The 25,673-nt window shown below is 70.6% G+C and carries 29 protein-coding genes; 10 read left to right on the forward strand and 19 right to left on the reverse strand.

The window, feature by feature from the left end:
- Nucleotide 1: 1 nt before the first annotated feature.
- Nucleotides 2–808 (reverse strand): maleylpyruvate isomerase N-terminal domain-containing protein, encoded by an 807-nt coding sequence (locus J2S43_RS20525; protein WP_306831585.1) that lies wholly within the window; start codon nt 806–808, stop codon nt 2–4.
- Nucleotides 809–889: 81 nt separating this feature from the next.
- On the opposite strand from J2S43_RS20525, the gene J2S43_RS20530 reads away from it, so the two are divergent.
- A complete protein-coding gene (locus J2S43_RS20530) occupies nt 890–1,639 on the forward strand; it encodes a nucleotidyltransferase domain-containing protein (RefSeq protein ID WP_306831586.1) in 750 nt (249 codons plus the stop codon).
- 46 nt (nt 1,640–1,685) lie between these two features.
- On the opposite strand, the gene J2S43_RS20535 is transcribed toward J2S43_RS20530, so the two are convergent.
- The 5 genes from J2S43_RS20535 to J2S43_RS20555 form a co-directional block, all read right to left on the reverse strand.
- A complete protein-coding gene (locus tag J2S43_RS20535) occupies nt 1,686–2,747 on the reverse strand; it encodes an ABC transporter ATP-binding protein (RefSeq protein WP_306831587.1) in 1,062 nt (353 codons plus the stop codon).
- On the reverse strand, nt 2,744–3,547 hold the full coding sequence (locus J2S43_RS20540) for a carbohydrate ABC transporter permease (RefSeq protein ID WP_306831588.1): 804 nt from the start codon (nt 3,545–3,547) through the stop codon (nt 2,744–2,746). Before J2S43_RS20540 ends, J2S43_RS20535 begins: the two co-directional genes overlap by 4 nt.
- Nucleotides 3,544–4,323, reverse strand: coding sequence for a carbohydrate ABC transporter permease (locus J2S43_RS20545; protein ID WP_306831589.1), 780 nt, complete (start codon nt 4,321–4,323; stop codon nt 3,544–3,546). Before J2S43_RS20545 ends, J2S43_RS20540 begins: the two co-directional genes overlap by 4 nt.
- A gap of 43 nt (nt 4,324–4,366) precedes the next feature.
- Nucleotides 4,367–5,674, reverse strand: a complete 1,308-nt coding sequence (locus J2S43_RS20550; RefSeq protein ID WP_306831590.1) for an ABC transporter substrate-binding protein — start codon at nt 5,672–5,674, stop codon at nt 4,367–4,369.
- 67 nt (nt 5,675–5,741) lie between these two features.
- The gene (locus J2S43_RS20555; protein WP_306831591.1) at nt 5,742–6,137 is read right to left on the reverse strand and encodes a VOC family protein; all 396 of its coding nucleotides are present in this window, start codon (nt 6,135–6,137) and stop codon (nt 5,742–5,744) included.
- A gap of 283 nt (nt 6,138–6,420) precedes the next feature.
- Between J2S43_RS20555 and J2S43_RS20560 the strand changes: the two genes are divergently transcribed.
- From J2S43_RS20560 to J2S43_RS20575, 4 genes are read left to right on the forward strand one after another with little or no spacing between them, the layout of a single operon-like run.
- Nucleotides 6,421–7,326, forward strand: coding sequence for an ABC transporter ATP-binding protein (locus tag J2S43_RS20560; protein ID WP_306831592.1), 906 nt, complete (start codon nt 6,421–6,423; stop codon nt 7,324–7,326).
- Nucleotides 7,323–8,066, forward strand: coding sequence for an ABC transporter permease (locus tag J2S43_RS20565; protein WP_306831593.1), 744 nt, complete (start codon nt 7,323–7,325; stop codon nt 8,064–8,066). Before J2S43_RS20560 ends, J2S43_RS20565 begins: the two co-directional genes overlap by 4 nt.
- Nucleotides 8,067–8,079: 13 nt before the next feature.
- Nucleotides 8,080–9,246, forward strand: a complete 1,167-nt coding sequence (locus tag J2S43_RS20570; protein WP_306831594.1) for a sensor histidine kinase — start codon at nt 8,080–8,082, stop codon at nt 9,244–9,246.
- Complete coding sequence (locus tag J2S43_RS20575; RefSeq protein WP_306831595.1) at nt 9,243–9,839, forward strand: response regulator transcription factor; 597 nt, start codon at nt 9,243–9,245, stop codon at nt 9,837–9,839. Before J2S43_RS20570 ends, J2S43_RS20575 begins: the two co-directional genes overlap by 4 nt.
- Before the next feature lie 1,166 nt (nt 9,840–11,005).
- Here J2S43_RS20575 and J2S43_RS20580 read toward each other — a convergent pair.
- Both J2S43_RS20580 and J2S43_RS20585 read right to left on the reverse strand, forming a co-directional pair.
- Nucleotides 11,006–11,302: a hypothetical protein gene (locus tag J2S43_RS20580; RefSeq protein ID WP_306831596.1), complete on the reverse strand. Its 297-nt coding sequence runs from the start codon at nt 11,300–11,302 to the stop codon at nt 11,006–11,008.
- A gap of 13 nt (nt 11,303–11,315) precedes the next feature.
- Nucleotides 11,316–12,206 carry an LLM class flavin-dependent oxidoreductase gene (locus J2S43_RS20585; protein WP_306831597.1) on the reverse strand — a complete coding sequence of 297 codons (891 nt, stop codon included), beginning with the start codon at nt 12,204–12,206 and terminating at the stop codon, nt 11,316–11,318.
- A gap of 67 nt (nt 12,207–12,273) precedes the next feature.
- Between J2S43_RS20585 and J2S43_RS20590 the strand changes: the two genes are divergently transcribed.
- Nucleotides 12,274–12,774 (forward strand): NUDIX hydrolase, encoded by a 501-nt coding sequence (locus tag J2S43_RS20590; RefSeq protein WP_306831599.1) that lies wholly within the window; start codon nt 12,274–12,276, stop codon nt 12,772–12,774.
- A gap of 123 nt (nt 12,775–12,897) precedes the next feature.
- On the opposite strand, the gene J2S43_RS20595 is transcribed toward J2S43_RS20590, so the two are convergent.
- The 3 genes from J2S43_RS20595 to J2S43_RS20605 are packed head-to-tail and all read right to left on the reverse strand — an operon-like array spanning nt 12,898 to nt 14,997.
- A complete protein-coding gene (locus J2S43_RS20595; RefSeq protein WP_306831600.1) occupies nt 12,898–13,533 on the reverse strand; it encodes an SRPBCC family protein in 636 nt (211 codons plus the stop codon).
- Nucleotides 13,534–13,592: 59 nt separating this feature from the next.
- Complete coding sequence (locus J2S43_RS20600) at nt 13,593–14,420, reverse strand: NAD-dependent protein deacetylase (protein WP_306831601.1); 828 nt, start codon at nt 14,418–14,420, stop codon at nt 13,593–13,595.
- Between the two features lie 10 nt (nt 14,421–14,430).
- Nucleotides 14,431–14,997, reverse strand: coding sequence for a hypothetical protein (locus J2S43_RS20605; protein WP_306831602.1), 567 nt, complete (start codon nt 14,995–14,997; stop codon nt 14,431–14,433).
- A gap of 59 nt (nt 14,998–15,056) precedes the next feature.
- On the opposite strand from J2S43_RS20605, the gene yaaA reads away from it, so the two are divergent.
- Together yaaA and J2S43_RS20615 are read left to right on the forward strand one after the other, a co-directional pair.
- Nucleotides 15,057–15,830 carry a peroxide stress protein YaaA gene (yaaA, locus tag J2S43_RS20610; RefSeq protein ID WP_306831603.1) on the forward strand — a complete coding sequence of 258 codons (774 nt, stop codon included), beginning with the start codon at nt 15,057–15,059 and terminating at the stop codon, nt 15,828–15,830.
- A gap of 101 nt (nt 15,831–15,931) precedes the next feature.
- On the forward strand, nt 15,932–16,747 hold the full coding sequence (locus J2S43_RS20615) for an SAM-dependent methyltransferase (RefSeq protein ID WP_306831606.1): 816 nt from the start codon (nt 15,932–15,934) through the stop codon (nt 16,745–16,747).
- Between the two features lie 96 nt (nt 16,748–16,843).
- Here J2S43_RS20615 and J2S43_RS20620 read toward each other — a convergent pair whose 3' ends face one another.
- Together J2S43_RS20620 and J2S43_RS20625 are read right to left on the reverse strand one after the other, a co-directional pair.
- Entirely contained in the window at nt 16,844–17,125 is a 282-nt protein-coding gene (locus J2S43_RS20620; RefSeq protein WP_306831608.1) for a hypothetical protein, read from the reverse strand.
- Between the two features lie 2 nt (nt 17,126–17,127).
- Nucleotides 17,128–17,916 (reverse strand): GGDEF domain-containing protein, encoded by a 789-nt coding sequence (locus tag J2S43_RS20625; protein ID WP_306831611.1) that lies wholly within the window; start codon nt 17,914–17,916, stop codon nt 17,128–17,130.
- Nucleotides 17,917–18,321: 405 nt separating this feature from the next.
- Here J2S43_RS20625 and J2S43_RS20630 point away from each other — a divergent pair, with 405 nt between their 5' ends.
- Both J2S43_RS20630 and J2S43_RS20635 read left to right on the forward strand, forming a co-directional pair.
- Nucleotides 18,322–18,558, forward strand: a complete 237-nt coding sequence (locus tag J2S43_RS20630) for a DUF397 domain-containing protein (RefSeq protein WP_306831612.1) — start codon at nt 18,322–18,324, stop codon at nt 18,556–18,558.
- Between the two features lie 195 nt (nt 18,559–18,753).
- Nucleotides 18,754–19,650, forward strand: coding sequence for a Sco1979 family transcriptional regulator (locus J2S43_RS20635; protein WP_306831614.1), 897 nt, complete (start codon nt 18,754–18,756; stop codon nt 19,648–19,650).
- Here J2S43_RS20635 and J2S43_RS20640 read toward each other — a convergent pair.
- From J2S43_RS20640 to pilM, 6 genes are read right to left on the reverse strand one after another with little or no spacing between them, the layout of a single operon-like run.
- Entirely contained in the window at nt 19,637–21,214 is a 1,578-nt protein-coding gene (locus J2S43_RS20640; RefSeq protein WP_306831617.1) for a ricin-type beta-trefoil lectin domain protein, read from the reverse strand. The two genes, J2S43_RS20635 and J2S43_RS20640, sit on opposite strands and share 14 nt — an antisense overlap.
- The gene (locus J2S43_RS20645; RefSeq protein WP_306831619.1) at nt 21,211–21,843 is read right to left on the reverse strand and encodes a PulJ/GspJ family protein; all 633 of its coding nucleotides are present in this window, start codon (nt 21,841–21,843) and stop codon (nt 21,211–21,213) included. The genes J2S43_RS20640 and J2S43_RS20645 overlap by 4 nt, the downstream gene beginning before the upstream one ends.
- Nucleotides 21,843–23,240 carry a putative Ig domain-containing protein gene (locus J2S43_RS20650; RefSeq protein ID WP_306831621.1) on the reverse strand — a complete coding sequence of 466 codons (1,398 nt, stop codon included), beginning with the start codon at nt 23,238–23,240 and terminating at the stop codon, nt 21,843–21,845. The genes J2S43_RS20645 and J2S43_RS20650 overlap by 1 nt, the downstream gene beginning before the upstream one ends.
- Nucleotides 23,241–23,287: 47 nt before the next feature.
- On the reverse strand, nt 23,288–23,902 hold the full coding sequence (locus J2S43_RS20655; protein ID WP_306831624.1) for a type 4a pilus biogenesis protein PilO: 615 nt from the start codon (nt 23,900–23,902) through the stop codon (nt 23,288–23,290).
- Nucleotides 23,902–24,627 carry a PilN domain-containing protein gene (locus J2S43_RS20660; protein ID WP_306831626.1) on the reverse strand — a complete coding sequence of 242 codons (726 nt, stop codon included), beginning with the start codon at nt 24,625–24,627 and terminating at the stop codon, nt 23,902–23,904. Before J2S43_RS20660 ends, J2S43_RS20655 begins: the two co-directional genes overlap by 1 nt.
- A complete protein-coding gene (gene pilM / locus J2S43_RS20665; RefSeq protein WP_306831627.1) occupies nt 24,627–25,646 on the reverse strand; it encodes a type IV pilus assembly protein PilM in 1,020 nt (339 codons plus the stop codon). The genes J2S43_RS20660 and pilM overlap by 1 nt, the downstream gene beginning before the upstream one ends.
- Nucleotides 25,647–25,673: the final 27 nt, after the last annotated feature.

Raw genomic sequence — 25,673 nt, forward strand, 5'->3', positions numbered from 1 at the left:
CTCAGAAGCCCGGGAAGACGCGGCGCAGGTCGTCCAGGCCCAGCGGTCCGGTGACCGTGACCTCGTCCGAGTCGTAGCCCGGCTTGAACCGGCCGTAGAGGAGCCGGAGCCACGCCTCGGCCGGCAGCGTGAGCGTGCCGGACGGCTCGGCCGGCGTCTCCGTCACCTCGATCGAGTCGCCGAGGCGCAGGCCGAACGAGCGGTCCGGGCCGGTCAGGTGCACCGCGAGGTGGTGCTCCGCGCCGTTGAGCGGCGCGGTCCGGCCGAGGAAGCCGAACATCCGGCTGACGTGGTCGAGCAGCTGCGGCACCGCGTCCGCCCGCACCCGGGCGCGCGGGTCGAGCGCGGCCACGGCATCCCACTGGTGCAGCGCGAACTCGCTGAGCCGCAGCCGGGCCGAGGTGGCGACGTCGACCGGGGCCGGCAGCCAGCCGAACACCACCCGCACGTCCGCGCGCTGCGTCTCGTCCAGCGCCTCGAACATCTCGATCAGCCGGCCGTTCGACTCGACGACGCCGGCCGCCTGCTCGGCCGGGGTCATCGCGTCCCAGCGCGCCCAGACGCCCTTGTTGAAGTCCTGGTCCGGTGCCGGCGTGCCGTCCCGCCCGGCCGCCACCGTGGCCAGGTGGATCTCGGCGCCGCTGCCCAGGTGGCTGAGGACCTGCGCGACCGTCCACTCGTCGGCGGCCGACCGCCGGGTCAGATCGTCCGGCGAAAGCCTGCCCACGAACGCGGTCAGCTCGTCATGCCCGGCTCGCAGCACCGCGATGACGCTGTCGGCGGCTGTGCTCATCTGCATCCTGCCCATCGGTCGAATCGTATGACCTACACATCATGCCTCGCCCCGATCATCGCGGTGGCAGACGGTCCGGACTGGTAGATATACGGTGTGGATGCCGATGTCGGCCGTTACCTCGACGATCTGGTCCGCGCCGCGCGCGACGTGCTGGGCGACGGCCTGATCGGTGCGTACGCGGCCGGTTCGGTCGCGCTGGAGGCGTACCAGCCGGGCCGCAGCGACGTCGACGTGGCGCTGGTCTGCGTGTCGCCGCTGACCGAGCCGGTCAAGCGCGAGCTGGTCGCGCGGCTGCGGCACGAGACGCTGCCCTGCCCGGCCCGCGGCCTGGAACTGGTCGTCTACACCCAGGACAATGCCCGCGCGGGTACGGCCGAGCCCGGCTTCGAGGTGGAACTCAACACCGGCGCGCGGATGAACTTCCGGGCGACCTACGCGCCCGATCAGCGCCCGCCCGCGGACGGCCTGTTCTGGTACGCGCTGGACCGCAGCATCCTGCACCAGCACGGCCTGGCGCTGCTCGGCGAGCCCGCCGCGGACGCGTTCGCGGAGATCCGCGACCTGCTCCCGCCGCTGCGGGACGCGCTGGCCTGGTGGCTCGCGCTGCCCGGCCCGGTCCCGGACGACGCGGTGCTCGGCGCGTGCCGGTCACTGACCCGGGTCCGGCACGGCGTCTGGCTCGACAAGATCGCGGCCGGCCGCCGGATCATCGCGGACGGCGACCCGGACGCGGACCTGATCGCGCGCTGCATCGCGGCTCGCACCGGCGACGGCCCGCCCCCGGACCCGGCCGCGTCCCGCGCCTTCCAGCGCCGCGCCCTCGCCGAGCTGAACGCGCCGTGATCCAGGCGTCTCCCACGTCCTTCCGGCGACGTGGGAGACGCCTGGATCACGGGTACGCCAGATCCAGCGCCACTCCGGTCTCCGGGTCGAAGAAGCGCAGCGACTCCGGCGGCAGCGAGATCCCGACCGTGTCGCCGGCCTTCGCCGGGAAGCCCGGGCCGGTGCTGACCTTGAGTTCGTGACCGGCCCAGCGCGTGGTGAGCAGCACGGTCGCGCCGGTCGGCTCCGCCACCTCCACGGTCGCGTCCGAGCCGCCGGCCGACGCCACGACGTTCTCCGCCCGCACGCCGGCCAGGACGTCGTGGCCGTCCCAGGAGGCCAGCCCGGCCGGGCCCGGCAGCGTGACGTCACCCGTCCGCAGCGCGGAACCGGACACCACGGCCGGGAAGAAGTTCATCGGGGGCGCGCCGAGGAAGCCGCCGACGAACCGCTCGGACGGCCGGTCGTAGACGGAAAGCGGCGCGCCGAGCTGGGCGATCCTCCCGTCCCGCATCACCGCGACCCGGTCGCCGAGCGACATCGCCTCGGCCTGGTCGTGCGTGACGTAGAGCGTGGTGGTGCCGAGCCGGCCGACGATCTTCTTCAGCTCGGCCCGGAACTGCAGGCGCAGCAGCGCGTCCAGGTTGGACAGCGGCTCGTCCATCAGCAGCACGGCCGCGTCGACCACGATCGCGCGGGCGACCGCGACGCGCTGCCGCTGGCCGCCGGACAGCTGTGCGGGGAACCGGTCCAGCACGTCGGTGAGGTCGAGCAGTTCGGCCGCCTCGCGTACCCGCCGCTGCCATTCGTTCTTCTCGATCTTCTTCATGGTCAGGCCGAAGCCGATGTTGTCGCGCACCCGCATGTGCGGGAACACCGCGTAGGACTGGAAGACCATGGACAGGCCGCGCTCGCGCGCCGGGACGCGGGTGACGTCCCGGCCGCCGATCGAGATGCTGCCCGAGTCCGGCGTCTCCAGCCCGGCGACCATCCGCAGCAGCGTGGTCTTGCCGCAGCCGCTCGGCCCGACCAGCACCAGGAACTCGCCGTCGTCCACGGTCAGCGAGACGTCGTCGGTGGCGCGGTGCGCGGGGTAGCTCTTCACCAGGTTGGTGATGGTGACGTTCATCGAAGCGTCGTCCCCCACATGTTGAGCAGGTATCTGCGGACCAGAGCGATGAAGACGATCGCCGGCAGCACCAGCACCAGCCCGCCCACGAAACGGAACGCCAGCGGCGAGTCGGCGAGCGTGGCGAGCACGTGCGCGGGCAGCGTGCGCCGGTTGAGCGTGAGGATGCTGGCGCCGAGCACCTCGTTCCACGAGGTGACGAACGTGAAGACCGCGGCGGCCGCGATGCCGGGCAGCGCCTGCGGTGCCACGATGCGCAGGAACGCCGCCCACCGGTGCGCGCCGAACACCATCGCGGCCTCCTCCTGCTCGACGGAGACGCCGGCGAAGACCGCGGCCGTGATCAGGATCGTGCTGGGCAGCGCGAGCGCGGTGTGCAGCAGCGTCACCGCGTAGGTCGTGTCGTACAGCCCGGCATCGATGAAGATCTTGGCGAGGGGTACGGAGAGCACGACGATCGGCAACGCCCGGGTCAGCAGCATGACGACCTGGTAGGCGTCCCTGCCGCGGAACGCGAACCGGGCCAGCGCGTATCCGCCGGGCACGCCGAGCAGCGTGGCCAGCGCGACCGTGGACAGCCCGACGGTCAGCGAGTTCAGCATGCCGCCGACGATGCCGGTGGTCCGCAGGAACGTGTTCATCGTGTCGCCGGAGACCGCGGTCGGCAGCAGCGGCAGCGGGAAGGCGTTGAGCGCGTCCCGCGAGGTGAACGACGCCAGCGCGATCAGGTAGAGCGGCAGCCCCATGAACAGCGTGACCAGCACGCAGCCGAGCTGCACCAGCACGCGCCGCCGGGTCATCGGGCCGCTCCCCGCATCAGGCGCAGGTAGCCGAACGCGGCGGTCAGCGACAGCAGCAGCACGACCAGCGCGATCGCGGTGGCGACGTTCGGGTTCTGCAGGAAGTAGTACCACTGGTAGGTCTCGCCGACGAGCAGCGGGAAGCTGCGCGCGGTGAGCGCCTGCGCGACCGCGAACGTCTCCAGCGCCAGGATCGTCCGCAGGATCAGCGCGACCTGCAGGCTGGGCCGCAGCTGCGGCAGGATCACGTGGCGCACCCGCGCCCGGTAGCCGGCGCCGAGCACCTCGGCCGCCTCCTCGTAGTCGCGCGGGATGCCCTGCATGCCGGCCACCACGATCACGAAGACCAGCGACGTCGACCGCCACAGCTCGGCCAGCACGATCGCGAGGAACATGGTGGCCGGGTTCTCGTAGGACAGCCAGGCGTACGGCGTGATCCCGAGGCCGTCCAGCACCGAGTTGAGGTAGCCGCGGTCGGTGAAGATGGACAGCCAGATCAGGCCGGCCGCGAGGTCGCTGACCGCGAGTGGGATCACCCAGACGTAGAAGTGCAGGCCGGCGAAGCGCGGGTTCTGCCGCAGCAGCAGCGCCATGGTGATCGCGAGCGCGAACTGCAGCGGGATCAGCACCACGATCAGCAGCGCGGTGTTGCGCATCGCCTCCCAGAAGTAGGCGTCCTCGATCATCCGCCGGACGTGCGCGGTGGTCGGCCCGTCCGCGCCGGTGAACGCGGCGGCCAGGCCGGTGACCAGCGGCCAGAGGAACAACAACGTCATGAAGACCAGCGACGGTACGATCAGCCAGATCGCGGGGTTCCGTTTAGGCCACACGGCATTCCGCTCGGGCCGGGTCCGGGGCCCAGCACGGCACCTTCGCCTCCGCGACGATCCCGTCCAGCCGGGCGCCCTGCGCGTCGACCACGGCCTTGACGTCCCTGCCGTCGATCAGGATCTCCTTGAACGTGTCCTTGAAGACCTGGGCGACCTCGCCGTCGCGGGCGCCGAGCCCGACCGGCGGCAGCGACAGGATCGCGTTCGGCGCGTCGCGCTGCGCCGAGATGGCCGCCTCCGCGAGCGCGACCGCGGGTGGCAGGTCCGCCGGCACCGGCGCGCTCGTGACCGGGAAGAACGCGTTCTGCCGGAGCACGTCGAGCTGCACCTCCGGCGTGGTGAGGCTCTCGATCACGTCCTTGGCCCGGTCGGCCTCGGGCGCGCCGTTCGGGATGCCGAGGCCGACCACGACCGCCATGTATCCGAGGCCCTTCGGCCCGGCCGGCGCCGGGACCATCAGCCAGTCGTCCGGCTTGGCCGCGGGCGCCCCGACGAGCCGGGCCGAGTGGTCGAAGCCGACCAGCACCTCGCCGCGCTGCAACGGCTCCTGCATGTTGTCCCACCCGGTGGAGGCCGGCGCGGTCTGCGCCCACAGCTCCTTGAGGTACTGCCAGCCGGCGACCGCGTCCGCGGACCGGTACGTGGTGATCTGCCCGCCGGAGAAGCTCGGCACCAGGTAGCCCTGCAGGAACCGGTGGTAGAGCCCCTTCGCACCGGCCGGCAGCCCGAAGATCGGCTTGCCGCCGTTGCCCTGCCGCCCGGCCGTGGCCCAGTCCAGCAGCTGGTCGTAGGTCAGCTTCTGCACGTCGGCTCCGGACGGCAGCCACTCCAGCGCCCTCTTGTTGACCGCCAGCACGTAACTGGCCTGCATCCACGGGATGTACTTCGTGGTGGCGCCGCCGAGCTTGGCCAGCTCGACGAGCTCGGGCGCGAACCCGCGGTCGCCGAGCCGGCCGAGCACGTCGTCGAGGTCGATCAGCCGGCTCGCGTGCGGCGCGAGGTCACCGTGCTGCGCGCCGGCCAGGCTGATCTGCGGCTTCCCGGAGTCCACCTGGCTCTGCAGCGTGGACGCGAAGATGCCGGTCTCGACCTGGTTGAACGCGACCGGCACCGCCGTCACCCGCGCCTTCAGGATGGCCTCGAACCGCTGCCGCTCCTCCACCGGGCTGAACTGGTTGGACAGCAGCGTGACCGTGCCCTCGCCGCCGCCGCCCGTGGTCGAGGCGCCCGCACAGGCGGTGAGCAGCGGTGCCGCCGCCACGCCTGCCCCGAGCGCCAGCACACTCCGCCGGTCCATCGTGAACCTCCTCCGCGCGTCTGTCCTCAATGTAGGACAGGACCGCGCGGCGCGCAGTGGACCTTGTCTAGGGTCGCGGTCCCAGCAGGTCCCAGCGGTTGCCGACCAGGTCGCGGAAGACGACGACGGTGCCGTATTCCTCGTGCCGCGGCTCCCCCGCGATCTCCGCGCCGTACTCCTTGAGCCGCGCGAACGTCGCCGCGAAGTCGTCCACCCGCAGGAAGAACCCGACCCGCCCGCCGGTCTGGTTCCCGACCGCGGCCTCCTGCTCCGCCCCGTCCGCCTTCGCCAGCAGCAGCCCGGTCCCGCCGGACGGCGGCCGCACCACCACCCACCGCTTCGCCCGCCCGTCGTTCGTCAGCGACGGCGAGTCCTCCGTCAGCTCGAACCCGAGCACGCCCACGAAGAACCGAATCGCCTCGTCATAGTCAGGCACCACGATCGCCACAAGATCCAGATTCACGTCCGGAATCCTACGGCGCACCCCCACGAGATCATCTCTAACCGGCTGATCCGGCCGTCCCGCGGCCAGGCGCTGATCGACGGCGTGCTGCCCGTCTCCGTCGCCCTCGCCCGCCGGGACGTGACCGACTGAGCCTTCTCGACCACACCCGTATCGAACACGCCCGGTCCACAGGTTGAGAATTGCTCACTGACATTTGTCATGCCCGCACCGTGAGAGTGCTGGGTATATCGGTGATACGGCGTACTGAGAACCCGCCCGTGGGAAAACCAGAATCAACGGCATGACACAGGCCATCGAGGTACGGGAGCTGCGTCGCCGATACGGCGGGCCGCGCGGATTCGAGGCGGTGAAGGGCATCTCCTTCGACGTCGCACACGGCGAGCTGTTCGCGCTGCTCGGCACGAACGGCGCGGGCAAGACCTCCACCATGGAGATCGTCGAAGGGCTCGACCGGCCGAGTGCCGGCACGGTCCGGCTCCTCGGCCAGGACCCCTTCAGGAACCGGGCCACGGTACGCCCGCGGATCGGCGTCATGCTGCAGGACGCGGGCTTCCCGGCGGACCTGACCGTGGCCGAGACCGCCCGGATGTGGGCCGGCACGCTCCCCGACCCGCGCCCGGTCCCGGAGACACTGGAACTGGCCGGGATGAGTCACCGGGCCCGGGTGCGGGTGAAGCAGCTCTCCGGCGGCGAACGGCGCCGGCTCGACCTGGCGCTGGCACTGCTCGGCCGCCCCGAGGTGCTGTTCCTGGACGAGCCCACCACCGGTCTCGACCCGGAGAGCCGGCAGAACACCTGGCGGGTGATCCGGGACCTGCTGGTCGGCGGCGTCACCGTGCTGCTGACCACGCACTACCTGGACGAGGCGCAGGCGCTGGCCGACCGGCTCGCCATCATGCACACCGGCACGATCGTCACGTCCGGCACGGTGGCGCAGGTCGTGGGCGCGTACCCGGCCCGGATCACGTTCTCGATCCCCCACGGGCCGGAGATTCCCGACCTGCCGGGCGCGCCGACGATCACGCGCGACGGCGCCGCCGTGGTGATCAAGACGGACGCGCTGCAGGCGACGCTGAGCGCGCTGCTGCGCTGGGCCGACGACAACGCGATCCCGCTCCACAACCTCGACGCCCGCTCCGCCTCGCTCGAAGAGGCCTTCCTGACCATCGCCGGAGGAACCCGATGACCCGCCTCGCCTCGATCGGCGGAGCCGAGTTGCTGCTGCTATGGCGCAACTGGTTCGCCCTGTCCAACGCGCTGCTGTTGCCGCCGTTCTTCGGCCTGCTCTTCATCCCGCAGCTGGCCGAGGCCGGCATGGACGCGGCCACCGGCGCCACGCTGGCCGGCGGCATGATCGGCGTCATCCTCGCGATCGTCGTCTACTACAACCTGGTCAGCGCGTACGTGGCCCGCCGCGAGGAACTGAGCCTCAAACGTCTCCGCTCCGGCACGCTCAACGCCGCGGAGATCCTGGCCGGGACCGCGAGCCCGGCCGTCGTGATCGCGCTCGCCCAGTCCCTGCTCATCGTCGTGATCACCGCCGCCCATCTGGACCTGCCGATGCCGGCCAATCCGGTCCTGCTCGCCATCGGCGTGATCGGCGGCGTCGTGATGTTCGTGGTGCTGGCCGCCGCGTCCGCGATCGTCACCGGCACCGTCGAACTCGCGCAGATCACCACGATGCCGATGCTGCTCGCCTGCTTCCTCGGCGCCGGCCTGGTGTTCCCGCTGGACACGCTGCCCGGCCCGGTCGAGACCGCGTTCACGCTGCTACCGCTCGGCCCGATCATCGAGTTGATCACCATAGGCTGGGCCGGTACCGGCACACTGACGGACGCGATCCGGCCACTGCTGCTGCTCACCGCCTGGACGGTGGGCGGCACCCTGATCATCCGACGGTGGTTCCGCTGGGAGCCGCGACGATAGAGAGGCCCGCCCGATGAACCCGCTCGCATGGTGGCACGCCCGCAGCCAGGCCGAACGGTTCGACATCTCGTTCCGCAGCTCGTTCTACGTGTTCCTGGTGTTCATCCCGCTGCTGATCGGCTCGTCCACCGCGACGGTCAGCACCGGCACCGCCGCGCTGATCGCCGGCCTGCTCGCCATCGGATACACCGTGCTGGTGGGTGCCATGATGCACGCCGGCATCGAGCACTACCTCGGCCGCCGTGACCGCCCGACGCGACTCCTGGTCGTCGTCGGCGCGGTCACGGCGCTCGGCTCGGCCGTCGCGCTCCACGGGCTGCCGCCGGACGGCGAACCGGTCGGCGTCGTCGTCGTCGCGCTGGTCTGCACGTACATCATCGGGCTCGCCACGCTGCGCAGCATCTGGCCGTCGATGCTCGCGATCGGCGCCGGCATCGGCGTGTTGTCGCTGGCCGTCGCCGTCAGCGGCCCGTCGCTGGTGCCGTCCACGTTCTCGCTGCTGTTCACGGGCGGCATCGTGCTGCTCACCTACCGCTCGTCGCTCTGGATGCTCCGCGTGGTCTGGGAGCTCGACCGGGCCCGCACCGTGCAGGCCGGGCTCGCGGTCACCGAGGAACGGCTGCGCATCGCCCGCGACATGCACGACGTGCTCGGCCGCAACCTGTCCGTCATCGCGCTCAAGGCCGAGCTGGCCGCGCAGCTCGCCAAGCGCGGCCGGGACGAGGCCGTCGAGGAGATGCTGGAGGTCCGCCGGATCGCCCAGGACGCGCTCACCGACGTCCGCGCGGTCGTCGGCGGATACCGCAGCGCCGGCCTCGACGACGAACTCGCCGGCGCCCGCTCGCTGCTCGCCTCCGCCGGCATCGAGGCCCGGATCATCGGCGACGGCCACGACCTGCCGCCGGCGGTGCAGGGCGCGCTCGCCTGGGTGGTCCGCGAGGCCGTCACGAACGTGCTCCGGCACAGCGAGGCCCACACCTGCACCATCACGCTCCGCTCCGGCACCCCCGGAACCGTTACGCTCACCATGTCCAACGACGGAGTCGCCCCGGGCCGGGTGCGGTTCGGCAGCGGCCTGCTCGGCCTCACCGAACGCATCGCCACGCTCGGCGGCACGCTCTCCGCCACCTACGAGAAGCCACAGTGCTTCCTGCTCACGGTCACGGTCCCGCTCACATGATCAGCATCCTGCTCGCCGACGACGAGCACCTCATCCGCGGCGCCATGGCCGCGCTGCTCTCCCTCGAGGACGACCTCACCATCGCCGGCCAGGCCGCCACCGGCGCCGAGGCGATCCGGATGGCCCGCGCCCTCAAACCCGACGTCGCCCTGCTCGACCTGCAACTCCCGGACACCGACGGCGTCTCGGTCGCCCAGCAGATCCAGCCCATCTGCCGCACCGTGATCGTCACCAGTCACGGACTGCCCGGACACCTGAAACGCGCGCTCTCCGCCGGGGTGCGCGGCTTCCTCTCCAAGACCGTCTCCGCCGACATCCTCGCCACGGTCGTCCGCACCGTCCACACCGGCGGCCGCTACGTCGACCCCCAACTCGCCGCCGAGGCGATCAGCGTCGGCGACAGCCCTCTCACCACCCGCGAATCCGAGGTCCTCGCCCTCGCCGCCACCGGCACCCCCATCGACGACATCGCCCGCCGCGCCAGCCTCTCCCCGGGCACCGTCCGCAACTACCTGTCCTCCGCCGCCGGCAAGATGAACGCCGCCAACCGCCACGAGGCCGCCCGCATCGCCCAGGGCTTCGGCTGGATCTAGAGTTCCCCCGGGATTGAACCCGTGATCGGGGCGTCCCCATGCTGGTAGAACAGTGTGGGGACGCCCCCGATCACGGACGAGATGCCCGGTGAACGTTGCTGAACAACGCACTGGCAACGCTTCCTTCGCCCCTTCGGGCCACAACCGCGAGGATCACATTCGATCTTCCCGCTCCCGGCGCGGTACAGCCCGCATGCTCCCGACTCCGTTGCCCATTCGGCATCGGAAGCCGCGAGCCCTGCCCGGAGACCGGAAGCACCAGCCCACGGCTTCGGGCCGCCCGGAACGCTCCCTCTCACTCGCCAAAGAGCGGCGGGTAGTTTCCTCACGCGCCTTCTCCTGTTCCGTACGAAAGCCGCAGGCCGGGCTCGCGTCGCCTGTATGCCGGACACCGCCTGGCCAGTAAACTGGTCCCCGCCAGACTCATCCCGGGATTCCATTGACACCCCGGTTTCGATGTCATTTAGAATTTTCGACACGTCATCAGCGATTCGCTTTCGCTCGCCTTCCCGACCCCCACCTGACAATCTCGAATGGATGCCTTTTCCTCATCGTTCACCACAACAGTCTTCAGCTAATGCAGCATGAGGTGGTTTGAAGCCTCCCCCAGCAGGGCGACTCCGAAGGGCCAAACCTTCATCTTCCGTACAGCATCGCTACAAGAAGGAAATTCCTACATATCTCCACCCTTTCGCGTTCAGGACACAACAAGGGCGCTTCCCTTGGGCGGCCGATGCCTCGCCGACCTGCGGGAATGTAGATCATCTTGGCTGGATCCTGCCGCTGAGGAAGCGCCCTTGGCCTGCCGCCCGACGTCCGCGCAGATCCCGTTAAGGATCATTGAGTGATACCTGAGGTAGATCGACGAGTGACGTCGAACGACCTCACGTATCACTCAATGATCCTTCGTGGTCGATCTCCTGCCGGGCTGCCATGCGCTCAGGCGACACGGCACGAAATGCCGGGCAGGAAGGTCGCGCGGTATGCGATGAAGACAGCCGCCGGCGACCACAGGATCTTGACTCCCGCACAGCGGAAGATCTGGTCCAGATCTCGGGCCGGCCCTCGGCCAGGCCGGCGCGAGAGTCGCGAGAGCGGACCGCGCCGTTCTCAGGTCAGTTCGAGAACGCGAGGCGCAGCCACGACCAGAATGAACGACCACAGCATCAGCGCGTCCTCAGGCCGTCGACGAAGCGCTTCGCCTCCACGAGGGAAGCTCCGGTGTGCTGACGGTACAGCCGGATCGCCTCGATGGACCGGCCCTGGCCGGCGAGTTCCACGACGTCGGGGTAGGACGGCGGCGCGACGCCCAGATGGTCGAGGATCGCGCGCTGCTGCCGTTCGATCGCGGCGAGCCGGGCGGGCGTCTCGATCCGGCTGCGGGAGGTCGCGCCCAGCGCGACGGTGAGCCCGAGGGCGAAACCGAACAGGGTGGCCAACGCGGCGCCGAGGAGGGGTTCCACGACCCGCATCCTCTCAGAGGCGGGCGACGATCGGGGCCAAGGACTCCAGCGCGGGGGCGCGGATCACGTACCGGTCGATGTTCCAGCGTTCGCGGTTGCGGTCGATCGCGGCGACGATCTCATCCTCGGTGCCGACCAGGATGAACGGCGTCTGCCGCAGTTCGTCGACGGTCACGCCGAGTTCGGCGGCGGTCTCGCCGAGCACGGACGACGGGTCGCCGGTGACGGCCGCGATCTGGACCAGCGCCTCCAGGGTGGCGCCGGAGGTCAGCGCGACCTGGGCGTCGATCTCGTCGAGCGACCAGCGCGCGGTGTGCCGGTGCCCGTCCGCGAGTGTCCTGCCGAGGCCGCTCAGTCCGACGATGTCGGCGTTGCGGCCGGCCCAGCGCAGCAGTTCGCTGTTGCCGCCGCCGAACGTGAGAGGGATGCGCGCCTGCACCGGCCGGGGGTCGCCGAGCCGCGCGCCGGTCATGGTCAGCGACGGGGTGGAGATCGTGACCTCCTCGCCGTCGAGCAGCCGCCGGACCGCCTCGGCGACCTCGATGCAGCGGCGGACCCGGCCGGCGACGTCCGGGCGGGTGCGGCCGATCGCGGCCCATTCGGCCGGGGTGTGGCCGGCGCCGATGCCGAACCGGGCCCGGCCGCCGGAGAGCAGGTCGAGGGTGGCGACCGCGGAGGCGAGTGGCAGCGGTTCGCGGACGCCGGCGTTGGAGACGTAGACGCCGAGCCGGATCCGGGAGGTGACGGCCGCGGCCGCGGCGAGCACCGGGTACGGGTCCGGGCAGGAGCCCGGGTGGTCCGCGGTGAGCAGCGTGTCGAAGCCGGCCTCCTCCGCGCGGCGGGCGAGGTCGAGCCAGGCGGTCGCGCCGTCGCGGGGGACGGCCTGCAGCGAGAACGTCGTCACCCGGCCAGCGTGTCGCATCGGGTACCCGCGCGGCCAGCGCTTCCGCGGATGGCAGAGGATGGGCGGCGTGAACGAGGACGAGATTCTGGACATCGTCGACGAGAACGACGTGGTGATCGGCCAGGCACCGCGCGGCGAGGTGTATGCGAGGCGGCTACGCCACCGGGCCGTGTTCATCCTGGCCCGGGACGCCGAGGACCGGATCTTCGTGCATCGGCGTACGCCGCACAAGCTGGTCTTCCCGTCGCACTACGACATGTTCGTCGGCGGCGTGGTCGGCACCGGCGAGTCCTACGACCTGGCCGCGCACCGGGAGGCGTCCGAGGAACTGGGCGTGGACGACCTACCGCAGCCGACGCCGCTGTTCAGGTTCCTCTACGAGACGCCGGAGCACACCTGGTGGTCCGCGGTCTACGAGGTGCGGTGCACGTCGCCGGTCGCGCCGCAGCCGGAGGAGGTGGAGTGGCACGCGTTCCTCACGCCGGAGGAGCTGGCCGCCCGCCTGCCGGAGTGGGACTGGGTGCCGGACGGACTCGCCGCCTACCAGCGACTGCCGAAAATGGCATAGATAACGATCATCGGGTACGGGTAGCGTGAGCGCACCGGACCATCCGCTGCAACCGCCGCACAGTCCGCCGGCGCTCCCGGTTCACCCGGCCCGGAGCGCCGGCGGTGCGGCGGTTGCCGGCTGTCAGGCCGGCGGCGCGTAGAAGTCGGTCGTCCGGGTCGCCGCGCCCGCGGCAGCGTCAGCCGGCGTCCCCGCGGCCACGCTCGCCCGCCCCCAGTCCTCGCTGACCAGCGTGATGAACCGGCGCCCTTCGGGGGAGACCGACCACGCCTCCACCTCGGCCGGGTCCACGGCCGTGTCCGGCGCGGTGAAGTGCAGGCCGAGGCCCATCAGGCCCAGGTCCCAGCCGACGCCGACCGCGCCCGGGCCGAACTGCGCCCACCGCTCGTCGTCGACGTGCGCGATGTGCTCCAGCGTGAAGCGGGTGCGCTCCGGGGACTCCGGCGTGAACCGGACCTCGATCCAGGAGACCTCGCCGCCGAACTCCCAGGTGGCGTCGAAGCCCTTCGGCGGGTCGCACGCGGTGACCGTGCCGGACGCGTTGCCCTCCAACTCGTACCGCCCGTGGAGTCGCAGGTCGCCCTTGACCGGCAGGAACCAGCGCGCGATCCGGCCGGGCGTGGTGCACGCGTCCCAGACGTCGGAGATCGGCGCGTCGTAGACCCGGCTCGCGGTGACCACCCGCGCCTCGCCCGCCTCCAGTGTGCGCGTGCCGACCTGCCGCCGGACCGCACTGACCGTGGCTTCCACATCGATCATCGAGCCGCTCCCCTCGTGTTGACAGCGACTACGTTTCTAGCGTCCGCAGCTTATATAAGTCAAGACTGAAATTGTCGGGCCAGGGACGTCAGCGTGATGCCGAGCGGCGCGTCCAGCCGCAGCCCCGCGTACGCGTCGCCCCTGGTCACGCCGCGGTTGACGATCGCCACCGGTATCCCCAGCTTCGCCGCGCGCAGCACGAACCGGCGGCCGGACATGACGGTCAGCGACGAGCCGAGGACCAGCAGCAGGCGGGCCGACTCGACCCGGGCGAAACACTCCTGCACCCGGTCGCGCGGCACGGTCTCGCCGAAGAAGACCACGTCCGGTTTGAGCAGACCGTCGCCGCAGGCCGCGCAGGCCGGCACCCGGAACCCCGCCTCCAGCTCCTCGTCGATCTCGACGTCGCCGTCCGGGTTGATCGTCAGCGCCTCGGCCGAGAACTCCGGGTTCGCCGCGGCCATCCGGGCGTCGTACGTCTCGCGCGCGCTGGTCTCGCCGCAGTCCAGGCAGATCACCCGGTCCAGCCCGCCGTGCAGCTCGACCACGTCGTGCGCGCCGGCGGCCTGGTGCAGGCCGTCGACGTTCTGCGTGATGATGCCGGTGAGCAGCCCGGCCCGCTCCAGCGCCGCGACCGCCTCGTGCCCCGCGTTCGGCGAGGCACGCGCGATGGTCCGCCAGCCGACGTGGCTGCGCGCCCAGTAGCGGCGGCGCGCGTCCGGCTCGCCGGTGAACATCTGGTACGTCATGGGCGTCCGTGCACGGGACTGCCCACTGGGCCCCCGATAGTCCGGAATGCCCGACTCGGTGGAGAGGCCCGCGCCGCTCAGCACCGCCACGTCACCGTCCGCCACCAGCGCGGACAGTCGCGATATCCCGTCTTCCACGCGCTCCAGGCTATGCCACGTTCGTGATCTCGCGCTCGAACCGCTCCTTGAGCGCGCGCGGCGGGTCCGCCGTGGTGAAACCCTTGCTCGCCTGCGCCCGGTAGCGCTCCGGCATCATCGCGGCGAGCTGCGCGTCGAAGTCCTGCTGGAGCGTGACGGTCTGCACCCGGTCGTCGCCGGGCTCCGCGTCCAGGTGCAGCACGGCCGGTCCCGCGTTCATCAGCGCGCCGAGGAACGGCGTGCCGGGCTTGCCGGCCGCGCAGAGGTAGTAGCCGTACGCGGTGCGCAGGTGCCGCTCCCGCCCCTCACCGGCCGGGTCGACGCCGAAGACCTCGACCTCGCAGAGCATGCGGTCCTGCGCGGAGAGCTGGTGGCCGTGCTTGGCGTGTTCGTCCACGGTCGCCTGCTCCAGCTCCACCGCCAGCAGCTGGGTGGCTCGCGCGTGCAGCTCGGGCTCGGACAGTCGCGGCGCGACCGCGTTGTAGTAGAGGCCACCGGCCGCGAGCCCGACGGTGAGCAGCACCTCGGGCGCGATCCACCACGCATTACCACGAAGAACATCGATGAATGACCGCACGACCGTCATTCTGGCAGGTGTTCGGCGGCACACGGAAGGGCTTGGGTAACCTGCCAGCCGTGCACATCCTGCTACCGCCGTCCGAGGGCAAGGCCCACCCCACGCGCGGCGCCGCGCTCGACCTGGCGTCGCTGGCCTTCCCGGAGCTGACCGGAGCGCGCGAGGCGGCACTGGACGCGCTGGTCACGCTGTGCGCGGGCGACGAGGAGGCGGCGGTGGCGGCGCTCGGGCTGTCCGCCGGGCAGCGCGACGAGGTGCGCCGCAACGCGCTGCTGCGGACCGCGCCGGCCACCACGGCGGCGCGGCTCTACACCGGTGTGCTCTACGACGCGCTCGACCTCGCCACGCTGCCCCCGGCCGCGAAGCGCCGCGCGAACGCCCAGATCCTGATCTTCTCCGGCCTGTTCGGGGTGTCCCGGCTCGGCGATCGGCTCCCGGCGTACCGCTGCGGCATGGATGTGAAGCTCTCGCCGCTCGGCGCGGTCAACGGTCACTGGCGCCGCGCGCTCCCGGACGCGCTCGCCGATCTCGGCGGCCCGATCCTGGACCTGCGCTCCTCGTCCTACGCCGCGGCCTGGCGACCGTCGAAAGACCAGATCAAGGACGTCGCCACGGTACGGGTGCTGCACGAACGGATCGTGGACGGCGCGCCGAGACGATCCGTGGTCAGCCACTTCAACAAGGCCACGAAGGGCCGCCTGGTCCGCGACCTGCTGCTGGCCGGTGCCGCACCGCGATCGGTCCCCGCACTGGTCACCGCACTGCGCGACCTGAAGTACACGGTGGAGGAGCCCTCCCCCGGCGCGCTCGACGTGGTGGTCCGCGAGTTGTAGAGCCGCCCGTCCACAGTCGGAGGACGAGCGCTCCGCGGCGCACCGCGGAGCGTTACCCTGTTGCGGTCGTCGATCGACGAACGCCAGGAGAGGATCCAGCGGTGTCTGCGGAGAACAGCGAGCACGCGCCACCCGGGGTGGACACCAGCACGCCACACTCGGCCCGCATCTACGACTGGTGGCTCGGCGGCAAGGACAACTTCGCGGCCGACCGCGCGGTCGGCCAGGCGTTCCTCAACACGATCCCGACGGTCCGGGCGATGGCGAAGGAGAACCGCGAGTTCATCCACCGCGTCGTCGAATACCTGGTCCGCGACCAGGGCGTCACGCAGTTCCTGGACGTCGGCACCGGCATCCCGACCAGACCCAACCTGCACGAGGTCGCGCAGGCGATCGACCCGCGCTGCCGCGTGGTCTACGTCGACAACGACCCGATCGTGCTGGTCCACGCGCGGGCGCTGCTGGTCAGCAGCCCCGAGGGCAGCACGGAATACATCCACGCCGACATGCGCGACGCGGCCGGCCTGCTCGGCACTCCGGCGCTGACCCGCACGCTCGACCTGACGAAGCCGGTCGCGCTGACGCTGATCGCGGTGCTGATGCTGATCGCGGACGCGGATGATCCGGGCCACGCGGTGCGGGAGCTGATGGACGCGCTGCCGTCCGGCAGTCACGTGGCGATCACACACCCGGCGTTCGACTTCGACCCGCCCGCGGTGGAGAAGCTGGTCGCGATCACCGAGGGCCAGATGACGTTCGTGCCGCGCTGGCGCACCGACATCGAGGCCTACTTCGCGGTCCCCGGCTGGGAGATGGTCGAGCCGGGCCTGGTCCCGGTGATGGCCTGGCACCCGCCGGTGGAGCCCGAGGACCCGACCGCGGCTTACTACTGGGCCGGCGTGGCCCGCAAGAACTGACGCGGTGGTGGCCGATGCGCCGGCCACCACCGCTCTTCTCTATGTCCCCGCGGCCATGGTGACGCGCCGCGGGCTGATCAGGCCGTCCGACGCTGATCAGGCGGTGCGGCTCTGTGGCAGCACGATCTTCTTGTCCAGCATCGGGTCCATCTCGGAGCGGGGCTGCATGAACCGGGCGGTGAGCGTGTCCACGCCGGTCCCCCGGGAGCTGCTCGGGCGGTAGGTCACGGTCGCCGCGTCGCGCGACGCGACCTCGACGATCCCGGCCCGCCAGGCGCCACCCCGGTAGACCCACACACGGTCGGACGGGTGGTAGGTGTCGGTCGCGGCCACCGAGGCCGGGTCTCGCCGATCGGGATCAATCGTGGGGGCGGACATGTTCATGACCCTCCTGCCTTGGAACGCGCCAGTTCGGCCGGCTTCCTGGGAATCTCCGGACTCGCGGTGCCCGGTGGTGGATGGGCCGGCGCGGCCTGGGGCTCGCGGCAGCGGGCGCTCTTCGCGACGTACATCTCCTCGTCGGCACGGCCGAGGGCCTCGGCGAGGCTCGCACCCGGTGGCACCGGGACGAGTCCGACCGAGGCGGTGACCGTGACGGTGATGTCTGCACTTCCCCGGAGGGGATTCGGCGAGCTCGAGTCCCGGAGGGGATTCGGCGAGCTCGAGTCCCGGAGGGGAATCGGCGAGCTCGAGTCCCGCAGGGGAATCGGCGTCGACAGCACGTCGGAGAGGCGGTCCGCGGGGCGTCCGCGGGCGACGTCGATCGCGGCTCCGGTCAGCAGTGCGGCGAACTCGTCGCCGCCCAGCCGGGCCACCAGGTCGTCACCGGCGTAATCGGCCAGGCGGCGGGCGATGGTACGCAGTACCGTGTCGCCGGCGGCGTGGCCGTACTCATCGTTGATCTGCTTGAAGTCGTCGAGGTCCACCACGACCGCGGCGATCGCCGGGCGGTGGCGGTCGGCGACGAGCTCGGCGCCGTACCGATAAAAAGCCCGCCGATTCGGCAGGCCGGTGAGCGGGTCGTGGCTGGCGGCGTGGCGCTCGGCGTCGAGGGCGAGGCGGAGACCGGCCGCCTCGGCTTCAGCACGTCGTGCCCGGCGGTGCGACCGCCAGGCGAGCCCGGTCGAGCCCGCGAGCAGCAGGCCGCCGAGCAGGAGCGTCACGTCCACGCGCCCAGCCCCCGTATGCGCGCCCGCATCGGCGTGCGGGCCGGAGCGGTGGCGAAGCAGTCCCGTGCACGTCCGCCCGACCCGCACGCGGGCGGCCGGCAACGGGCGGAACCACTAACTGACTGATCACTCAGTGTGCCAGTTACGGCTACGCCACCGGGAAAAAATGTCTGATTCGCCACCAGAAATCCGATTTCCGATCACAGAGAGTGAACGAGTATGTGCTTATGCACATGAGCTATCATCCTCGGTATGCGGTGCAGACGCAAGAGCCGATGCACGTGCATCCACGGCGTGCACAAGCACGACGCGGAGGTTTGGTTGAGCCGCAATCTCGTCGGCCCATTGGGGGCGGTCGACGTCCGCGGTCACGTCCCCCAACCCAACCAGTAGAGAGAACAGCCCATGCAGCAGACGACATACAACGGCGTACCCGCCGGACAGCTTCCAGTGACCTGGCAGAAGAGCAGCTTCAGCAACCCGAGTGGGAACTGCGTCGAACTCGCGCAGCTTCCGGGCGGCGGCGTGGCCATGCGGAACAGCCGGGACCCCGAGGGGCCCGCACTGATCTACACCCCGGCCGAGATCGAGGCGTTCATCCTCGGCGCCCGCGACGGCGAATTCGACCACCTCGCGCTGTAATACACGGCTTCCGGTGCGCGCCCGCCTCCCACGGGCGCGTACCGGGGATCAACCGAAAGTCCGACCCCCGGGACTGGAAGACATCCGGCCCCGACGCGCTAGGCTGAGCGGCGGCTCATGGCGTGCCGTGGAAATTCCGCATGCCGTGACGCATGGCGGCGGGGGACTCGGTTCAGCAGGCGGAGGCTGACGACGGTGAGCACGGCAGACAAAGACGGCGGATCGGCGGGCAGCCCGACCGTCCTCCGGATGCTGCTGGGCTCCCAGCTTCGCAAGCTCCGTGAGGCCAAGGGCGTCACCAGGGAGAAGGCCGGCTGGGAGATCCGCTCCTCGGAGTCGAAGATCAGCCGGATGGAGCTCGGCCGGGTCGGCTTCAAGGAGCGCGACGTCGCCGACCTGCTGACGCTCTACGGCGTCGACGACGATCAGGAGCGGGCCAGCCTGCTGGCCCTGGCGCGGGAGGCCAACACGCCTGGCTGGTGGCACAAGCACAGTGACGTCCTGCCGAACTGGTTCCAGGCGTACCTGGGGCTTGAGGCGACCGCCACGATCATCCGCAACTACGAGGTGCAGTACATCCCGGGTCTGCTGCAGACCGCGGACTACGCGCGCGGCGTGATCCTGCTCGGCCACACCCTCGCCCCGGCCGAGGAGATCCAGAGCCGGGTCAAGCTGCGCATGGCCCGCCAGCAGGTGCTGCACCGCGCGGAAGCGCCGCGCTTCTGGGGCCTGCTCGACGAGGCCGCGCTGCGCCGCCCGATCGGCGGCCAAGCGGTCATGCGCGAGCAGATCCTGCACCTGCTGGAGTTGGCCAAGCTGCCGAACATCACGCTCCAGGTCATCCCGTTCGAGGCCGGCGGCCACGCCGCCGCCGGCGGTCAGTTCAGCATCCTGCGCTTCCACGACCAGGAACTGCCGGACGTGGTGTACATGGAGCAGCTGACCAGCGCGCTCTACCTGGACAAGCGCGAGGACGTCGACCACTACGCGGCCGCGATGGAGCGCCTCTGCGTGGAGGCGCTCCAGCCGGCCGACACGATCACGTTCCTCGAACGCTTCCTCGACGAGGCCTACCCGCTCACTTCTCGTTGACGTCCTTCAGCGGCATCGCGTTGATGATGTTGCTGTCCGCGTTCCACTTCTGCAGCGTCGAGCCGTCGCAGGTCGCGACGTAGATCTTGGTGACCTTGTTGACCTCCTGGAAGAGATCCGGGTTCGGCAGCTTCGGGTCGCGCGGCGTGAGGCAGAGGCCCCCCGAGTCCACGATGGTGTAGCTGGTGAAGTAGGCATCCGTCTGACCGTGGACGGTCCACCGCTGATCGGCGCCGCTGTCGCACGCCCGGGTCAGCACGTAGCGGCCGTAGTCCCCGGAGAGCGGGCTCTGCAGGCAGATCTTGACCGACTTGCCCTTCGAGTCCGTGTACGTCGTGGTGATGGTGCCGGGCGCGAAGTTCCCGGCCTTGCCCGCCAGCCCCACCGGCAGGTCCGGAAGGTCGTACCGCTGGTTCCACATGACCTGGCCCGCGTTCGGGTTCTGCTTGCAGACCCAGGCGATCATGTGACTGGCGTTCGGGTCACCGCCGGTCGCGTCCAGGCAGCGACCGAACTGCGCGTAGTTGACCAGCTGACCGATCGACCGGCCGATCGCGGACGCGGCCTGACCGCCGCCGACCGTGGCGTCCGGCGAGAACGTCTGCACGTTGTTGTACGCCCCGCCGCAGTTCTTGTTCGTGATGTAGAGCCCGCTGCCGGGCGAGTTGGCGCTCGCCACGTTGATGCAGAAGCCGTCCGTGTTCGACCCGTCGGCCTTGCTGTTGACCAGGTTCGCCGAGTCGTTGATGCTCCACTGCTGCTCGTAGAGGGCCGGCACCACGGCGGTGCACGCCTTCAGCACGATCGGTGACCTCTCGGTGCGCTGCGCGACCGCCTCCAGGCACAGCCCCTGCTGCCGGGACGCCTTCTTCGACGAGACCAGCGTGATCGACAGGTTCGAGTTGTACGACCAGGTCTGCGCGACCGAGCCGGCGTTGCAGGGCTGCATCTTCACCGTCGCGCCCTCGGCCGGGTCGCCGGAGCCGGCGTCCATGCAGAGGTCCCTGAGGCTCGTGCTGCCGCGGTAGACGTGGATCAGTCCGCCGCTGATGTTCTCGTTCGTGGTCTGGAACATGTACGTGCCGCGCACCTCACGCTTGGTGGTGGAGGCGCCCCGGGTGGCGGTGCCGGTCGAGGTGAGCAGCGCGTACGCCGGCACGGTCACGGTGCCGTTCAGGCTGACACAGTTGACCCTGTTGGCCGCGCTCTGCAACCAGGCTGTGTCCTTTCCCTTTGGGTCGCTGTTGTAGTACGTGACCGCCACCGAGTACGACGACGGGGCGGTGCCGCCGAGCGTCCCGGTCAGCGGCAGGCACGGCAGCAGCTTCTGGTTGCCGACCGCGCCGACCACAGATCCGCGGATCTGTGACAGCGCCACGTCCAGCCCGGTCTGCGCCGCCTGCAACGCCTGCACCCGGCTGTCGGCCACCCGGGTGGCGAGCAACTGGGTGCTGACCAGCGACACCAGCAGCCCGCCGAGCGAGACGCCGACCAGCGTCACCATCAGCGCCAGCGGGAGCGAGCCGCGGTCGTCCCGCCGCACCCGGCTCAGCCATCTCCTCATGACGGGATCCCCCTCGCTTCGATGCAGGTTTCCTCGACGTTCGTGGCGGTGGCGTTCAACGCCGTGAACGTGATGTTGCTCTGCCGGGTCGAGCCGGCCCGCGCACCGTTGGAGCCGGAGCCGCCACCCTGCACCGCGGTCATGTCCAGCGTCAGCCGCTGGTACCCGAAGCCGTTGACCGCGGTGGAGTCCGCGTCCGTGACCGTGAACGGGGTGGCTGAGCCGACGCCGTTCGCGATCGTGGTCCAGCGGGTCGGGGCCGGCGAACCCTGATCCTGCTGCCACTGACGGCGTTGCAGCATTCGCGTCGAGGTCTGCATCCGCAGCTCCACGCAGGTGTCCACGGTGTCCTGCACGATCACGTACTCGACGTACCAGTCGCCGTTGACCTGGGCCGGCTCGCTGATCGCACGCGCGTACCGGACTTCCTTGTCCAGGCGGATGAACGCGTTGTTGAGCTGGAGCTGCGTCTCCGCGAACGTGTCCGCCTTGTTGACCACCCCGTGGATCTGGATGATCGCGCCGGTGAAGATCACCATGAGGACGGCCATCACCGTCATCGAGACCATCACCTCGGCCATGGTGATGCCCGCGTCGCCCCGCGACCGGCGGGCCCGAAGCCGGCGCATCACGGCTTCACCGTCACGGTGAAGATCCGGCTGGCCGTGACACCCTTGCTGTCGGTCACGAACAGCGTGACCGGGAGCGGGACCGCCGAGCCGGTGGCCGGGGTGGTGCCGGAGAGCGTGCCGGTTCGCACGTCGACCGCCAGCCAGGCCGGGGCCCCGGGGCCGAGCGACCAGACGTACGGCGCGGTGCCGCCGTTCACGGCCGGTGCCGGGTACGACACCGCGGTGCTCTTCGCGGCCTCGTAGTTGGCCGGCTGTGCCATCTCCATCGCGGGGACGACCCAGCTGAACGTGGTCCTGGCCTGGTTTCCGGCCTTGTCCACGACGATGAGCGTGACGTTGCTGGAGCCCAGGGTGACCGGCACACCGGTGACCACGCCGGTGGCGGCGTCCATCGCCAGCCCGGACGGCAGGCCCTGAGCGGACCAGGTGAACGGCGCGGTGCCGCCGGCCACCGTGAACACCCGGGTGACCTGCATGCCGGTCACCGTGCGGAGGCTGTTGCCCTCCACCGGCGTGATCACCGGAAGCCCGTTGATGGTCCAGGTGAACGTGGTGGACAGGTTCCGGTTGTCCGCGTCGCGCACCGTCACGGTGACCGGGCCGGTGCTGACCCCGGTCGGCGTGCCGGTGATCAGGCCGCCGGCTGGATCGATCCGGAGGCCGGCCGGGAGTCCCTGCGCGCTCCAGGCGTACGGCTCCTTGCCGCCGGTCGCGGTGAACGGGAGGTTGATCGCGAGGCCGGTGGTGTTGACCTGCTCGGTGTAGGTGGTCGTGAAGCGAAGCGCCTCGGCCGTACCGTTGTAGTTGAAGATCGGCTCCGCGGTGTTCTTGCCGATCAGCGTCGAGGTGACGTAGGAGCAGACGGCGTTCTGGCAGCTGGGGTCGTTCCAGGTGACGCCCACGACCACGCGGTAGAACTCGAGGAAGCTGACGCCGGGCGCGATCGGCAGGCACTCGGTGGACGCGCCCGCGGCCCGCAGGCAGTTGCTGACGTAGTAGTACTGCTTCAGCGACAGCCCGTTGATCTGGACCGCGTGGAACGTCGTGGGCAGCGCCGCGCTGCTGCCGGCGCCGGTCGCGGCATTGATGTCGTACGCCATCGTGCCCAGCGACAGCAGCGAGGAGACGCCGCGCACCGGGTTGTTCCACTGCACGGTCGTGCTGTTCAGGTCCCGGCCGGTGATCAGCGTGCTCGGCTTCAGCGCGCGCACGCGCTCCATCGCGTCGCTCGCGGCCTGGATCGCCACCTGCCGGTCGCCCTGCTGGGCGGTGATCCGGATGGTGGCGATGTAGAACGACGTGAGCGCCATCATGACGGTCCCGATGATCCCGATCGCCACCAGGGTCTCGGCCATGGTGAAGCCGTCGTCACCGGCGCGTCCACGGTCTCGCATCACGCTCCTCCTTCCTGGTGTCGTGGGGGTGAAACGGAACCGGACGCTCAGTTCGTCGCGGCCGTGTCGTCGGGGTCCTCGGACTTCTTGTCGTCCTGCTGGACGAACGCGCTGATCGAGAGCGTCATCCGGGCGCCGTCGGCGTCGCCGCCGATCGTGCCGCCGCCGTTCGCGTTGACCGTCGACGAGCTGATCAGCAACGCCCGGTCACCGCTCTGCTGCAGCGACTGGACGAACTTCTCGATGTTGCCGGTGTCCCCGGCGACGATCGCCGTGATCGGCAGCTGGAAGACCGGCGGGGTGGTGTCCTCGATGGCGACGCCGGTGCCGACCGTGAGGGTCTCCACGTTGACCTTGGCGGCCTCGGCCTGCGCCTTGATCTGGCGCATCAGTTCGGACGACCCGGACCGGCCGGGCAGGGCCCGCTGCGCCTCGGCGAGCTCGGTGTCGTACTGGTCCTTCTTCGCGGACGCGGCGTTGAGCTCGTCGAGCGTCGCCTGTTCGGCGGCGAGCTGGGTGGCCGCCGCCTCCGTGTCCGCCCGCAGCGACTCGCGCTCGGCGCTGGCCGGCGAGATGAGCAGGAACCAGGTAAGGACGAGCAGGAGGACCGTGGCGACGACGCCGCCGGCGATCCACCAGCGGTCCACGTGCTGGACGCGCATCAGTTGCCTCCGGGGGTGGCGGACTCCCGCGGCGTGAACCGGCCGTCGAGGAGGGGATCGGTGAGGTTGAGGGTGATCGCGAACTCCTCGCTGCCGTCACCGAGCGTCACGCTGGTCACGTACGGGTCGGAGACGCCGTTGACCTCGCGCAGGTTGTCGGCGAAGTCGGCGATCAGGTCCTTGTCGCCCGCGGAGCCGGTCAGCGTCATCGTGCCGATCTGCTTCGCCGCGGTCTCCGAGGGCAGGCTGCCACTGGTGGTCGCCGTCGAGTCCGAGGCGGTGGAGGCCACGATGTTGACCAGTGAGACGTCCTTGGGCAGCGCGGTCCGGACGCCCTTGACCAGCGTGTACCACTGGACGTCGGTGGACATCAGCGTGCCGAGCTGGTCCTCGATCGCGGTGAGTTCCTGCTGGGTCTGGATCAGCTCGGCGTACTGCTTCTGCTCGTTCTTGACCGCACGCACGGAGTCGTTGGTCTGGTCCAGCGCGGTCTGGGCGGCCGCGGTCTGCGTGACGGACAGTCCGTACCACGCGCCGAGCAGGCCGACGACGCCGACCATGGCGACGCCGACGACGCCGCGGACCCGGCGGCCCCGGCGGCCGGCGAGGATCTCGTCCGGCAGCAGGTTCGCGCTGATCGCCAGCATCCGCAACGGCTCCTGCGGCGCGATCTGCTGCGCGACGAACTGCGACTGCTCGTGTACGGGCATCTGTTCGGTGGTCATCAGGCCGCTCCGAGGGTGAGGCCGATGGACACGGCCGCGGAGGAGCGGAACCGCTCCAGGTTGTCGTGCTGGCCGGGCTCGACGCCGCGCAGCCGGCTCATCGGGTCCGCGATGACCGTGGCGACCGACAGCTCGTAGGCGAGCATCTCGGGCAGGCCGGGCAGCAGCGAGCCGCCGCCGGACAGCGACAGCCGCTGCACCTGGGTGGGCCGCTCGCTGGAGCTGAGGTACGTGAACGAGCTGCGGATCTCGCTGATCAGCGGCCGGAGTCCCTCGCGCAGGAGCTCGGCGACCTCCGGCCCTTCCTGGGTGCGCAGGCCGACCCAGCACTTGACCGCCTCGGCCTCGGTGGCGCCGATGCCGAGCCGGCCGGCCAGCAGCTCGGTCAGCTCCTGGCCGCCGCGCGGCACCGTACGCACGATCAGCGGCTCGCCGTTCGCGTGCACCACCACGCTGGTGGCCTGCGCGCCGATGTCGACGATCGCCTCCACGGTGGTGTCCAGCCAGGAGGCGGCGCGCAGCAGCGCGAACGAGGCCAGGTCGACGCGGTCGACGAAGAGGCCGGCCCGCTCGACCGCACGCACCGCGGTCAGCACCGCGTCCTTCGGCGCCGCGATGAGCAGGCCGCGGATCGTGTCGCCGGCCGGCTCCTCCAGCGGGTAGAAGTCGAGCAGCGCGCGCTCCACGGCCAGCGGCAGCATGTCGCGCACCTGGAACGGCAGCGACTTCTTCAGCTGGTTACGGGGCAGCTTGGCGACGGACATCTCGCGCACGACCGCCTGCGGGTTGGTGACGCCGAGCGTGACGTGCCGGCTCCGGAACTTCGTGGTCGTCCACAGCTCCTTGAGCGCGGCCGTGACCGCGGCGTCGTCCCGGACCACCCCGCTGACGACCGCGCCGGCCGGCAGCGGGGCCTGGGCGTAGTTCAGGATGCCCAGGCCTTGCTTGGTGCGGGTGGTCTCGACGGCCCGTACGGACATCGATCCAATGTCCAGGCCGATGAGATTGGTGGCAGCCATCGGACGTCCTTCCATGCGGTCGTGATT

The sequence above is a fragment of the Catenuloplanes nepalensis genome (genome assembly GCF_030811575.1).
Lineage (GTDB): Bacteria > Actinomycetota > Actinomycetes > Mycobacteriales > Micromonosporaceae > Catenuloplanes > Catenuloplanes nepalensis.

Coding starts and splice junctions, on each gene's coding strand:
- J2S43_RS20525 (WP_306831585.1), bottom strand. CDS start 808: ATGGGCAGGATGCAGATGAGCACAGCCGCCGACAGCGTCATCGCGGTG.
- J2S43_RS20535 (WP_306831587.1), bottom strand. CDS start 2,747: ATGAACGTCACCATCACCAACCTGGTGAAGAGCTACCCCGCGCACCGC.
- J2S43_RS20540 (WP_306831588.1), bottom strand. CDS start 3,547: ATGACCCGGCGGCGCGTGCTGGTGCAGCTCGGCTGCGTGCTGGTCACG.
- J2S43_RS20545 (WP_306831589.1), bottom strand. CDS start 4,323: ATGACGTTGTTGTTCCTCTGGCCGCTGGTCACCGGCCTGGCCGCCGCG.
- J2S43_RS20550 (WP_306831590.1), bottom strand. CDS start 5,674: ATGGACCGGCGGAGTGTGCTGGCGCTCGGGGCAGGCGTGGCGGCGGCA.
- J2S43_RS20560 (WP_306831592.1), top strand. CDS start 6,421: ATGACACAGGCCATCGAGGTACGGGAGCTGCGTCGCCGATACGGCGGG.
- J2S43_RS20565 (WP_306831593.1), top strand. CDS start 7,323: ATGACCCGCCTCGCCTCGATCGGCGGAGCCGAGTTGCTGCTGCTATGG.
- J2S43_RS20570 (WP_306831594.1), top strand. CDS start 8,080: ATGAACCCGCTCGCATGGTGGCACGCCCGCAGCCAGGCCGAACGGTTC.
- J2S43_RS20575 (WP_306831595.1), top strand. CDS start 9,243: ATGATCAGCATCCTGCTCGCCGACGACGAGCACCTCATCCGCGGCGCC.
- J2S43_RS20595 (WP_306831600.1), bottom strand. CDS start 13,533: ATGATCGATGTGGAAGCCACGGTCAGTGCGGTCCGGCGGCAGGTCGGC.
- J2S43_RS20620 (WP_306831608.1), bottom strand. CDS start 17,125: ATGTCCGCCCCCACGATTGATCCCGATCGGCGAGACCCGGCCTCGGTG.
- J2S43_RS20630 (WP_306831612.1), top strand. CDS start 18,322: ATGCAGCAGACGACATACAACGGCGTACCCGCCGGACAGCTTCCAGTG.
- J2S43_RS20640 (WP_306831617.1), bottom strand. CDS start 21,214: ATGAGGAGATGGCTGAGCCGGGTGCGGCGGGACGACCGCGGCTCGCTC.
- J2S43_RS20645 (WP_306831619.1), bottom strand. CDS start 21,843: ATGCGCCGGCTTCGGGCCCGCCGGTCGCGGGGCGACGCGGGCATCACC.
- J2S43_RS20650 (WP_306831621.1), bottom strand. CDS start 23,240: ATGCGAGACCGTGGACGCGCCGGTGACGACGGCTTCACCATGGCCGAG.
- J2S43_RS20655 (WP_306831624.1), bottom strand. CDS start 23,902: ATGCGCGTCCAGCACGTGGACCGCTGGTGGATCGCCGGCGGCGTCGTC.
- J2S43_RS20660 (WP_306831626.1), bottom strand. CDS start 24,627: ATGACCACCGAACAGATGCCCGTACACGAGCAGTCGCAGTTCGTCGCG.
- pilM (WP_306831627.1), bottom strand. CDS start 25,646: ATGGCTGCCACCAATCTCATCGGCCTGGACATTGGATCGATGTCCGTA.